This window comes from Streptomyces sp. NPDC056948 (assembly GCF_042674225.1).
Taxonomy (GTDB): Bacteria; Actinomycetota; Actinomycetes; order Streptomycetales; family Streptomycetaceae; genus Streptomyces; species Streptomyces purpurascens.
In genome coordinates, this window is record NZ_JBHUQX010000304.1 from 1 (window position 1) to 11,754 (window position 11,754).

9 protein-coding genes are annotated in these 11,754 nt (G+C 69.2%); 1 reads left to right on the top strand and 8 read right to left on the bottom strand.

Annotated elements, in window-relative coordinates:
* Positions 1 to 45 precede the first annotated feature (45 nt).
* The 7 genes from ACFTZL_RS31330 to ACFTZL_RS31360 all read right to left on the bottom strand — a co-directional run bounded on the left by ACFTZL_RS31330 (position 46) and on the right by ACFTZL_RS31360 (position 9,338).
* Positions 46 to 963: a TIGR03621 family F420-dependent LLM class oxidoreductase gene (locus ACFTZL_RS31330; RefSeq protein ID WP_382589427.1), complete on the bottom strand. Its 918-nt coding sequence runs from the start codon at positions 961 to 963 to the stop codon at positions 46 to 48.
* Positions 960 to 2,165 (bottom strand): amidohydrolase family protein, encoded by a 1,206-nt coding sequence (locus tag ACFTZL_RS31335; protein WP_382589430.1) that lies wholly within the window; start codon positions 2,163 to 2,165, stop codon positions 960 to 962. Before ACFTZL_RS31335 ends, ACFTZL_RS31330 begins: the two co-directional genes overlap by 4 nt.
* 9 nt (positions 2,166 to 2,174) lie before the next feature.
* Positions 2,175 to 3,947 carry an amino acid adenylation domain-containing protein gene (locus ACFTZL_RS31340; RefSeq protein WP_382589433.1) on the bottom strand — a complete coding sequence of 591 codons (1,773 nt, stop codon included), beginning with the start codon at positions 3,945 to 3,947 and terminating at the stop codon, positions 2,175 to 2,177.
* On the bottom strand, positions 3,944 to 5,557 hold the full coding sequence (locus tag ACFTZL_RS31345; protein ID WP_382589436.1) for a tryptophan halogenase family protein: 1,614 nt from the start codon (positions 5,555 to 5,557) through the stop codon (positions 3,944 to 3,946). The genes ACFTZL_RS31340 and ACFTZL_RS31345 overlap by 4 nt, the downstream gene beginning before the upstream one ends.
* Positions 5,558 to 5,562: 5 nt before the next feature.
* On the bottom strand, positions 5,563 to 6,324 hold the full coding sequence (locus ACFTZL_RS31350) for a thioesterase II family protein (RefSeq protein WP_382589440.1): 762 nt from the start codon (positions 6,322 to 6,324) through the stop codon (positions 5,563 to 5,565).
* Positions 6,317 to 8,356, bottom strand: coding sequence for an MMPL family transporter (locus ACFTZL_RS31355; RefSeq protein ID WP_382589443.1), 2,040 nt, complete (start codon positions 8,354 to 8,356; stop codon positions 6,317 to 6,319). The genes ACFTZL_RS31350 and ACFTZL_RS31355 overlap by 8 nt, the downstream gene beginning before the upstream one ends.
* Before the next feature lie 247 nt (positions 8,357 to 8,603).
* A complete protein-coding gene (locus tag ACFTZL_RS31360) occupies positions 8,604 to 9,338 on the bottom strand; it encodes a thioesterase II family protein (RefSeq protein ID WP_382589446.1) in 735 nt (244 codons plus the stop codon).
* Positions 9,339 to 9,555: 217 nt separating this feature from the next.
* On the opposite strand from ACFTZL_RS31360, the gene ACFTZL_RS31365 reads away from it, so the two are divergent.
* A complete protein-coding gene (locus ACFTZL_RS31365) occupies positions 9,556 to 10,791 on the top strand; it encodes a cytochrome P450 (protein ID WP_382589449.1) in 1,236 nt (411 codons plus the stop codon).
* Here ACFTZL_RS31365 and ACFTZL_RS31370 read toward each other — a convergent pair whose 3' ends face one another.
* Entirely contained in the window at positions 10,792 to 11,745 is a 954-nt protein-coding gene (locus ACFTZL_RS31370; RefSeq protein WP_382589452.1) for a heme o synthase, read from the bottom strand.
* Between the last annotated feature and the right edge of the window lie 9 nt (positions 11,746 to 11,754).

The following is an 11,754-nucleotide window of genomic DNA, read 5'->3' on the forward strand; positions in this document are numbered from 1 at the left end:
GTGTTTCGGCTGCGCCCGCCGTGGCGACCGGGCCCGGCCGGGCCCTCAGCAGCCGGACAGGGTGCTGACCAGGGGTGCCGCGGCTTCCATGTCACGGCCCTGGATCACCACGTAGCTGATCCCGAACCGTTCGCGCAGTCCGAGGATCTTGTCGGCCATCTCGGACACGCTGCCGACCAGCACGTTGGGCAGCGTGGCCAGTGTCTCGGGCGGCATGCCCAGCCGCCGGCTCAGACCGTCCAGCACGGTGTGCGGGCGGGGCGTGACCCAGAAGATGCCCACCCCTACCTGGAGTTCGAGCTCCGGGAACCGGTCACCGGCGCCCTCGCGCACCCACGCCAGCTTCCGTTCCGTCTCCTCCAGCGTGATGTCGTGCACCTGAGCCTCGCCCGCACGCAGGTTGTGGTGCACGCCGACGATGTCGGCATGGCGGCCGGCCATCCGCAGAATCCGCGGCGAACCGCCGCCCACCAGCAGAGGCACCTTCTCCTGCGCAGGCTCAGGCGCCCCCTCGAACCCCGATACGCGGTAGTGCTTCCCGGCGAAGTCCACCCGGCCCTCGTCCAGCACGCTCCGCAGGATCCGCACGGACTCCTCCAGCCGCTCCACCCGCGTCCCGGCCGGGTCGAAGGGCAGGTCCACGGCCTCGTACTCCTCGCGCATCCAGCCCGCGCCCACGCCGAGTTCCAGCCGCCCGTCGCTGAGCAGGTCCAGCGTCGCCGCCTCCTGCGCCAGCATGACCGGATGCCGGAAGTCGTTGCACAGCACGAGCGTGCCAAGACGCAGCGTGGACGTGGCGTCGGCCGCCGCCATGAGCGCCGGCATGGGGGCGAGCTGCCCGCCACCGAAGTGGTCGGGCAGCACGAGGGTGGAGAAGCCGAGACCCTCGGCCCGACGGGCCGCCTCGACCCACTCGTCCCGTGTCCTCGCCCCGACGAACTGGATTCCGAACCGGAGCTTCATGCCGTCCTCGACAGGATGTCGTGCATCCTCCCGCCGAAGAACCGCTCCTCCTTGGCCTTGTCCACCGGCTCCTGCGACAGCAGCTTTCGGAAGTCGGCGGTGGGTGTCGACGACCCTTCGGGGTGCGGGAAGTCGGAGGAGAAGACCACACAGTCGTCCAGCTCCTCGATGGCCCGCTGGACCCGGTCACCGGGCTGCGCCACCACCAGGACCTGCCGCCTGAAGTACTCGCTCGGCTTCAGCGGCAGCGACCAGCGGCCGGTGATGTTCCGCAGCACCGGAAGCGTCAGCAGGTAGTCCAGCGCCCGGACCCAGTCCGGCGCCCATCCGGTCGACTGGTACTCCTGGAGCGTCAGGTGGAAGTTGGGGTAGCGCTCGAAGACGCCCGCCGCGATTAGCGACGCCGACACCATCTGCGGGGTCGCGGCCGAGATGGAGGCCAGCACATACCCGACGTCCTTCAGCTCCCCACGGCCCGTCTCGTACCAGCCCGGCGCCACCTGGGGCCCGCCGAGGAAGCCGAAGTGCAGCACGCCGAGCATGCCGAGTTCGTGGGCGGCCGCCCAGATCGGCTCGTAGTCCTCGTGCGCGACCGACTTTCCGGCGGGCGGGCGGCCCGGGATCAGGAAGGCCCGGGCGCCCAGTTCCCTGGTGCGCCGCAACTCCGCCACGCACCACTCCACGTTCTCCCACCACAGCAGTGTGGTGGTGAGCAGCCGGTCGGTGTGCCCGCTGACGACCCCGGCCGCCCAGTCGTTGTAGGCCCGGATGGCCCGCGGGACGTCCTCCGGCTCCAGGTACTCCGCCACCCGGTCGACGGTGACCAGAGCCGACGCGGGGTTGATGATCTGCGCGTGGATCTCGTTCTGGTCCATCCAGGCGAGCCGCTCGTCGGAGAGATAGCCGCCGAAGGGGTACGCCATCCCGCGGAACCGGCTCTCGTTCGCCGCCGCGGCGGCCTCCTTGAGGGTGCTGAAGCCGGCGAAGAATCCCTGCGACTGCTGGATGGAAGCGGTGAGCCGTTCCGCGTCCACGGCGAGGCGATCGGCGGGCGCCGCGTCCGAGAAGAACGAGAACAGGTCCTGCGTCGACGTCCGGAAGTACCAGCTCGGTTCGATGCGCGCCGCCAGCTTCTCGTCCGCATCCACCAGCCAGTCCGGGGGTTCCTGGAAGTGGCTGTCGACATCGATGATCAGGGTCATGGCGCTCCCTCAGGTGAGGCTCGTGGAGAGTTCGGCGATCGTCGGGTAGTCGAAGATGGCCCGGACGTCGAGATCGACGTCGAGTTCGGTCGCGATCTGCTCGACGATCTCGGTGGCCAGCAGCGAGTGACCGCCCAGGTCGAAGAAGTTGTCGTACACGCCGACCGTGTCGAGATTCAGCACCTCGGCCCAGATCCGCGCGATGGTCTCCTCTCGAGGGTTGCGCGCGCCCACGAACTCCGTTCCCGTGTCCGGCCGTTCGGTGTGCGGGTCGGGCAGCCGGCCGTGGTCGACCTTGCCGTTGGCGTTCTTCGGGAGGCTGGGGAGCGGGTGGTAGACCGAGGGGATCATCCAGTCCGGCAGTGTGGCGCCGAGGTGGTCGCGGAGCTCTCCCTCGGTGGGCTCGTGCCCGGGCGGGGACACGATGTACGCGACGAGCCGCGCGGCCCCGCTGGAATCCCGGCCGGCCACGACGGCCGTCTCACGGATGAACGAGTGGGCCAGCAGCCGCGTCTCGACCTCGCCGCACTCGACACGGTAGCCGCGGATCTTCACCTGGCGGTCTGCACGCCCCTCGAACGACAGGGTGCCGTCCGGGTTCCAGTGCCCGAGGTCGCCGGTGGCGTACATGCGGGCGCCCGGGACGGAGGAGAAGGGGTTCGGAAGGAACTTCTCGGCGGTCAGTGCGGCCCGGTTCAGATAGCCGCGGGCCAGTCCGACGCCGCTGAGGTGGATCTCGCCGGTCCGGCCGGCCGCCACCCGCTCGCCCTCGTCGTCCAGGACGTACACCTGGGTGCCGTCGATCGGCGTGCCGAGGACAGGTGCGCCCTCGGCGCCCGCGGGGACCGGGCCGGCGGCGCCGATGACGCTGTACTCGGTCGGCCCGTAGTGGTTGTACACCGCGAAGGAGACCCCGGCCGGCGGGTGCTGGGCCAACCGGTCGGAGCCGGTCAGCAGGACGCGCAGTTTCACCTGCTGCGCGTACGGGCTGTCGTAGAGGCGCTCCGCGAGCAGCGGCGGCAGGAACGCCACCGTGATGCGCTGCTCGCCGAGCCAGGCGAGAGTCGCGTCGGGGTCCTGCTTGACCGTCTCCGGCGCGGCGACCAGCGTCGCGCCCCCGGCCAGGGCGCCCCAGGTCTCCCAGCAGATGGCGTCGAAGGCGACCCGGGCGAGCAGCGCGTACCGGTCGTCGCCGGTGATCCCGTGTGTGCGGACGTTCCACCGCGACAGGTTGACGATGCCCTGGTGCGGGACGAGCACGCCCTTGGGCCGGCCGGTGGAGCCGGAGGTGTAGATGACGTACGCGCAGTGCTCGCCGGTCAGTTCGGCGGGCGGCGGGCCCTGCCGCACGGTGGCGGCAGCCTCCTTCTCCGCCTCCCGCACGTCCAGGACGCGGGCCGCGGCGTTCTGCGGCCAGTCGGAGGCGATGCCCGGCTCGGAGAGGACCACGCCGGCGCCGGCGTTCTCGATCGTGTAGGCCAGCCGCTCGCCGGGGTCGGCGGGATCCAGGGCCAGGTAGGCGCCGCCGGCCTTGAGCACCGCGAGGTAGGACACGACGAGCTCGATGCCGCGCCGCAGGCAGACACCGACCAGCGCGTCGGGACCGACACCCCGCTCGCGGAGCACCCATGCCAACTGGTCGGCGCGGGCGTCGAGTTCCGCGTAGGTCACGCGGTCGTCGCCCGCTTCCACCGCGACGGCGTCGGGAGTGGCCGCGGCCTGGGCGGTCACCAACTCGTGCAGCAGGCGGCCGTCCGGTGCGGCGTCCTCGGGGAGGGTCATGACTGCTGATTCCTTTCCGCCATGGTGGTGTCCTTGGAATGCCCCGTGCGCAGGGCTTCCTCGCAGATGTCGATCACGGAGCCCATGAATTTCGCCATCCATGAGGATTCATTGACGGTGGGCTCACGCAGGATTTCGGGGTGCTCTTCCAGGAAACGCAGGGCGTCGGCCTGGGTGAGGGAGTCCTTGGCCAGCTGTTCATAGCCGTCGGCACGCCTTTCGTAGGCTGCCCGGCTCTCGCGGGCCCCGGTTGCCGCGTGCGGCACCTGCTGGCCGAAGAGCAGGACGTCGTGTCCGAAAGCGCCGAAATTGATGGTTCCGCCGACACTCAGATCGGATGTCGAATAGGTGAGGGCGCCCAGTTCACCGAACCGGGCCACCAGATGCTCGACCGCGGAGTAGTCGGTACGGCTGCGGCAGGCCCGCCAGAATTCGGTGTCCCGGCGGGTGTTGAAGCGGTAGTGGACGGACAGGAAGCCGCGAATGAAGTCCCAGGTGTCCGCGATGGCCCCGTTCACCGCGTCGGTGGTCTTCGAGGTCAGCCGGCCCGCACCCTCCGCCAGCGCCATGGAAAGCAGCAGCGACTGGCGGCAGATGACGAACAGGCCGGTGGACTCCAGCGGTTCGACGAATCCGTAGGAATTGCCGATGGCCGCGACATTGCCCTTGACGAACTCGTCGTGCCGGCCGGAGCGGAACCGCACCTTGCGCACCGGGCCGAGACCGGGGTACACACGGCGGAACTCCGCCTCGGCGTCCTCGTCCGACACGAAGTCCGAGGAGAAGACGTAGCCCAGATGGTCCTCGTCCCGCATGGGGATGGTCCAGGCCCAGCCGTTGTCCATGGTCTGCGCGCGGGTGTACGGCTTGATCGTCCCGTCGTGCGCGGCCGTACCGAACAGGGCGCTGTCGGTCAGCAGGGTGGAGCCGTACGACAGGAACGAGGAGCCCATCGTCTTCTCCAGGAGCATCGACTTGAAGCCGGTGCAGTCGATGAAGAAGTCGAACCGGTGGTGGTGCCCCTCTGTGTCGACGACGGAGGTGACGAGCCCGCCGGCGCCCTGCTCGACGTCGGTGATGGTGCAGTCGACGTGTTTGATGTCCCTGGCCAGCGCCGTCTCGCGCAGATAGGCCAGGAACCGCTTGTTGTCGATGTGGTAGCCGAACGGGTAGAGCGTCTCCAGCGAGAACGGCGGCTGGGACCCGGATCGGACGACGGGATGACGGTGCTCCGACATGAGCACGGACCCGAGCGTGGAGCGCAGGATGTTCCCGTCGTACTCCTGGGACTCGGCGGCCGTGCCGGTGTCGAACGGGTAGTTGAAGTAGTGGTCCTCGTCCGTGCCGCCCCAGTTGAAGCGGATGCCGAGCTTGTACGTCGGCATGACCTTCCGGAAGAAGTCCTCGATGTCGAATCCCAGCACCTTGAAGAGGAAGGGCGGGAATTCGGACGTGGTAGCCTCGCCGACCCCGATGACCGGGATGCTCGAAGACTCCAGCAAGCTGATCTCGGTGTCCGGAAGATGGGCTCGGAGGGTCAGCGCCGCCAGATACCCGGCACTCCCTCCGCCGACCACACCAATGGAACGTATCGCCTCGGTTTCGGGCATGCCGGTCAGGCCTCCTGGGTGATGGGATGCTGGATGAGATGAGCCGCCAGAATGTTCAGGATTCCGGCGGCGTTCTGATGGATATGGAAATGGCCGCCGCGCATCATGTGCAGGGAGAATTCACGCTGCGCGTAGTCGCGCCACCGCTCCAACTCGGCCGGCCTGACGAAGCGGTCGGACGTGCCGCCGAAGATGTGCAACGGACATTCCAGGGGAGCTTCCTCGGAATGCCTGTAGCTGCTGACGGCCGCGAAGTCCGCGCGCAGCACCGGCAGGAGATCCTTGATCAGGTCGGGCTGAGCTTCGGGGCCGTTCGAAAAAGCGTAGGAGAGCCCGTCGAGGAAATCCAGAATCGCCTTGTCCGGAACACCGTCGAGAGCGAGCGGCCGCAGGGTGTGCGGCGGCGGGAACGAGGAGACGGCCAGCGCGGCGGGCAGCGGCCGGGCCAGGCGGTGCGCCCGCCGGGCCAGGGCGAAGGCGAGCAGCGAGCCGGCACTGTGCCCGAAGAAGGCGTACGGCCGGCCGGCCACGGCCGCCTCCACTGCCCCGGCGGTCGCCTCCAGCAGCGCGTCGAAGCCGGTGAGGAAGGGCTCCCCGGCCCGGTCCTCACGGCCCGGGAGCTGAACGGTCATCAACTCCAGTCCGTCGGGCAGGACACGGGCCCAGCGCCGGAACACGGACGCGCCACCGCCGGCGTGCGGGAAGCAGACCACCACCGGGGCGGTCGGCCGCTCGGGCCCGGAACGCACCAGCCGGGCCTCAGACATCCCGGCCTCCCGCCACCGCACCGGTCCGGGAGGGCGCGGGCTCGGCGGACCCGGCGGCCGCGCCCGGGGAGAGTCCCGCGGGCAGCGCATGCGGCCACCCCACCCGGTCCCCGAGGTCCAGCAGCAGGGCCGGCATCAGCACCGGCCGCACCACGAACGCGTCCAGCAGCACGCCGAGCGCCACGACGACGGCGATCTCCGTGACGCCGACCAGCGGCAGGAGTGCCAGCGCGGCGAACGTGGCGGCGACGACCAGCGCGGCACCGGTGAGCGCGGGGGCCGTGACGGCGACCGCGCGGTGCACACCGGCCTCCGTGCCGAGGCGGGCGCGCTCCTCCTGTATGCGTCTCAGCAGGAAGACGCCGTGGCCGACGGCGAACGTCATCAGATAGGCCAGGGAGTGCAGCGCGAGCGTTCCGTCCTGGCCGGCGAAGCCGAAGACGGGCCGGTGGGTGGCCACCGACAGGCCAAGCGCCGCCGCATAGGTGAGGACCACGCTCGCGACCAGCACCAGAGGGGCGACGACGGACCGCAGCAGCAGGCCGAGCGTCAGCGCAAGGACGAGCAGCAGCAGCGGGATGACGACCGTGCGGTCCCGGGACTCGGCGTCCTGCCGGTCGAGCGCGATGGCGTCCTGGCCGCCGACCAGGGCGTCCGCGCCGGGCACGTCATGCAGGGTGTCCCGCAGGCGCTGCACGTTCTCCAGGGCCGCCCGGCCGGCCGGGGCAGAGGTCGGCACCGCGGTGATCAGGGTCAGGTCGTCCGCCTGCGCGACCCGTCTGGGCTGCGCCAGGCCTTCGCTGTCGCGCACCGCCGCCAGGGTCCGCTCCGCGGCACCGGACCGCGCGATGACGATCACCGGAGACGTGGTGCCCGCGGAGAATCCCCGGGCCAGCATCCGCTGACCGGCGACGGCCTGGGGCTCATGGGCGAAGGTTTCGTTCGCGCTGAGACCGGTGTGCGAGGCGAGCAGTCCCAGCGACAACGCGCCGAGCACTGCGGTCGCCGCCGCCCAGACCAGGCGGGGCCGCCGGCCGACGCGCCGGGAGACGCGGCCCCAGAAGCGCGATTCCGGCTCCACCGTGGTTCCGTGCCGGGGTACGCGGGGCCAGAAGATCCAGCGCCCGAACACGAGCAGGGCGGCGGGCAGCAGAGTCATCGACGTGGCCAGCGCGCACACCACGGCCACCGCACTGACCGGCCCGAGCCCGCGCGTCGTCTCCAGATCCGCCGCCGCCAGGCTCAGCAGGCCGGCGACGACCGCGACGACGCTCGTGACGACGGCCCCGCCGGTCCGGGCAAGCGCGGCGCGCATCGCCTCGTGCCGGTCGGCGTGCGTGCGCAACTCCTCCCGGTACCGGGCGAGGAGCAGCAGGCCGTACAGGACCGAGCCGCACAGCGCGAGCACGGTGAGCAGCCCTTGTGACAGCGTGGTGTAGGTCAGTCCGGTCGCCTTGCCGAGCAGGTAGACCGTGCCCTCGGCGACCGCAAGGGCGAAGGCCGCGACGGCCAGGGTCACCGCCCACAGCAGGGGGCTGCGATGGGTGACGACCAGGATGACCAGGAGAACCAGCAGCGTGAGGAGGAACAGCGTGGTATTGACGTCGCGCATGATGTCGGCGTTGGCTGTCGTGTAGCCCGCCTGACCTGTCACGGCCACGTCCAGCCCGCCGTCGCCCCGGCCGACCAGACGCTGGATGGCCCGCACGGAGTCACCGACGTCCGCCGTCTCCTCGAAGCTCAGCTCGGTGCCGGGCACGGGAAGGTCCACCTGGACGACGGCAGTCCGGCCGTCTCGGGCGAAGCCGGCCTCGTGTACCTCGGCCCCCTCGGTGATCTTTTGTTCGACCGCTCGGCGGTCGCGGTCGATCCGGGCCCGGTCGGCGCCGGTCAGGGAGGACGGGCGTTGATAGACGACGAGCGCGGACAATTTCCCGCTCTGCGGGAAGCTTTGATATTTCAGATCGGCTGTGACGGATTCCGCGGAGTCCGGCAGGGCGCTGATGCTGCTGTTCTTCTGCAGTGTGAACATCTTACTGCCCTGGGACCCCACGAGAACGAGTAGGAATAACCAGGCCACGAGAACAAGCCACTTGGTTCGTCGTCCTGCGGGTATCCCAACGAACCGAGCAACTCTATTCACAGCGATCGCTCCTTCGATTTATCTCACGCCGGGGCCGCGCCACCGTAGCTCCGGGGCGTGAGCAGACTCAAGGAATGGTCAGGTGCGCTGCCCGGCGCGCGGGAAGACGTGTCCCGTCGACGGGACACAACCCTTGTCAAAGCAAAGGCTTGGTGACTTTCTGGAGGATCGCGGACCCGCTGTCGAAGAGATAGAAGTGGTCACCGGGGAACAGATCCAGCGAGAACTCCGATTCGGTGAGCTCGGCCCAACCCTCCAGCTCATGCGGAGCGGCGAAGGGATCCGCATCGGCCGCGAAGGCGTGGATGGGACACGACAGACGGCGCTCGTCGCGCAGCCGATAGCCCCCGGCCAGCGCGAAGTCGGCCCTGAGAATGGGCAGGAACATCTCCAGGAAGCCCTGCTGGGCGAGCAGGGTCTGCGGAACGTAGCGCCGCTCCAGCAGAAATCCGAGCAGCGTGTCGTCCGGCTCCTCGTGCAGCGGGTCCGGTATGCGGACCTGCGGCGACGGGTATCCGGAGACCCCGAGGCAGACCGGCCCGGGAAGGCCTTGCCGACGGCGGAGCAGGGCCAGTTCGTAGGCGACGAGGGCGCCCACGCTGTGCCCGAAGAAAGCGAAGCGGCGGCCGTGCAGAATCTCGGCGAGTCCGTCCGCGGTCTGAGCCACCAGTGTGCCGAGGTCCGGAATCAGGGCCTCACGGATGCGTGTCTCCCGGCCGGGAAGACGCACCGCCAGAATCTCGACCTCCAACGGGGCCACGCTACGCCAGCGCTGATAGACCGACGGTCCGCTGCCGGCGTGGGGAAAGAGCACGAGAAGGGGCCGCTCCGGTCGCGAGGAACCGATCCGGGAAACCCATTTGCTGCTCATTCGTCATCTCCTTTGCTGTTTCTCCGCGAAGCCGTCGCGGCGCCCAGGGCGGCGACGCCCGGGCGATCCTCTCTCAGGCGATGGATCCACGGGAGTCCCGCACCCGCATACGGCGGCGGTGCATCGCTGCCCTGGCGTGAAAAGACGTCGAACGAGCACGATGCGTAAGGCGTGCGGGGCCGGCCAGGTGAGCCCGCGTGATCAGAGGGGAATTCTCGTGCTCGCTTTGAAGGCCGTCGATATCCAGGACCTCGACGAACTGGACCTGCTGGATCTGAAGCTGCATGCGACGGCTGATCTGGGACCTCTCTGGAAGCGACTGAGGCAGGAGGCTCCCGTGTGGTGGCACCGTCCGCGCGGAGACGTTCCGGGGTTCTGGGTCGTCACCCGGTATGACGACGTGCTGAGCGTGCTCAAGGACCACAAGAGCTTCACGGTCGCTCGCGGAAACATGCTGGGAACCTTGCTGCACGGGGGCGACACCGGGGCCGGGCGGATGGTCGCCGTGTCGGACGGCCGGTGGCACGCGGGTCTGCGGCGGCTGATGCTCTCGGGTATCGGACCCCGGGTGCTCGACCTCGTCAAGGACATCATCGAGACCACGACGCGTGACTTGGTCGGCGCGGCACTGGAGCGCGGCGCCTGCGACTTCGCGCATGATGTCGCGGCGCAGATCCCCTTGACGGCGATCTGCGAACTCCTCGGGGTGCCGCCGCAGGACCGGCCCCGCGTCCTGGAACTGACGAACCAGGCGATGCTGTCCAACGGGGCCGAAGAGCCCGACATCGAGATCCGCGTGGCCCGCAGCCGGATCCTGCAGTACTACGCCAACCTGGCGGCCGTACGCGGCGGCGCGCCGGGCAGCGACATGGTCAGCCTCCTGGCCACCAGCGAGGTCGACGGGCGCCGGCTCACCAAGGAGGAGGTACTGCTCAACTGCTACAACCTCATCGTCGGCGGGGACGAGACCGCGCGGCTCGCCATGAGCGGGGGACTGCTCGCGCTGATGGAGAACCCGGAACAATGGCAGCGGCTGCGCGCGGACCCCGGCCTGGTCGACCCGGCGGTCGAGGAGATCCTCCGGTGGACCTCGCCGGCCTCGCACATCGGGCGGACCGCCCTGTCCGATGTGACCCTGCACGGCGAAGTGATACGGGCGGGCGATGTGGTGACCGTGTGGAGCGTCTCGGCCAACCGCGACGAGCGGGTGTTCCCGGAGCCCGACCACTTCGACATCGGGCGCTCCCCGAACCGGCACCTCACGTTCGGCCACGGCCTGCACTTCTGCATCGGGGCGGTCCTCGCCCGGCTGGAACTGCGCACCATGCTCCGCGTCATGCGCGAGCGGGTCGACTCGGTGGAGATCCGGGGTGAGATACGGCGCATCGAATCGAACTTCATCACGGGCGTCAGCGGTCTCCCGGTGAAGCTCAACAAGGCCGCATCTTCCTGATCACGATCCGTAGGAGCGGATCACCGCGTCGACGGCCAGCGAAGCGAAAAGCAGCGTGAGGTAGACGATGGATCCGTGGAAAAGCCCCATGGTCTGCGGGTTGCGGTCTTGTCGCGCGGCCCGGTGAATGCTGTGCACCTTGATGAGAAAAGCTCCACCCAGGGCGATCGACACCACGCCGTAAAAGGGTGTGGTGGGGGCGAGTGGCCATACGGCGACGGACGAGAACACCATGAGCCAGCTGTGCACGATGCTTTCGGCCAGGACCCGCCTGGTGGAGGCCACTACCGGCAGCACGGGAATGCTGGCCCTGGCGTAGTCGTCCTGGTATTTGATGGCGAGTGCCCAGAAGTGCGGCGGCTGCCAGAAGAAGACGACCAGGAAGAGGCACAACGCGGTCCACGAGACGGACCCCGTGACGGTCGCCCAGGCGATCAGTACGGGGGCGGATCCGCACAGGCCACCCCACAGCGTGCTCTGCGGTGTCCGCCTCTTCAGCAGCAGACTGTAGACCAGCGCGTAATAGCCGATCGCGCAGAGGGTGAGGGCCGCGGCCAGCACGTGGGAGAGGGCGAGGAACAGTCCGACGGACACCACACCGAGACAGGTCCCGAACACCAGCGCCGCGCGCGGTCCGATCTGGTGGCGGGCCAGTGGGCGGTTCATGGTTCTCGCCATCAACTGGTCGATGTCACGGTCGATGAAGCAGTTGAACGCACCGGCACTGGCGCCCGCGCAGGTCCCGCCGACGACAACGACGAGGAAGTCGGCGAGCGAGGGGAATCCGCGGCTCGCCATGAAAAGAGTAGGAACGGCCGAGACCAGCAAGAGCTCAACTATGCGCGGTTTGCAGAGAGAAAGATAAGCGCCCGCAATTTCCCTGAAGGGCGGCCGGGTCGGGGGGGAAGTGAGAGGAGCGCTGGTGGGGCTTTGGCGGGACAAGGCACCAGTCATTAGTTTGTC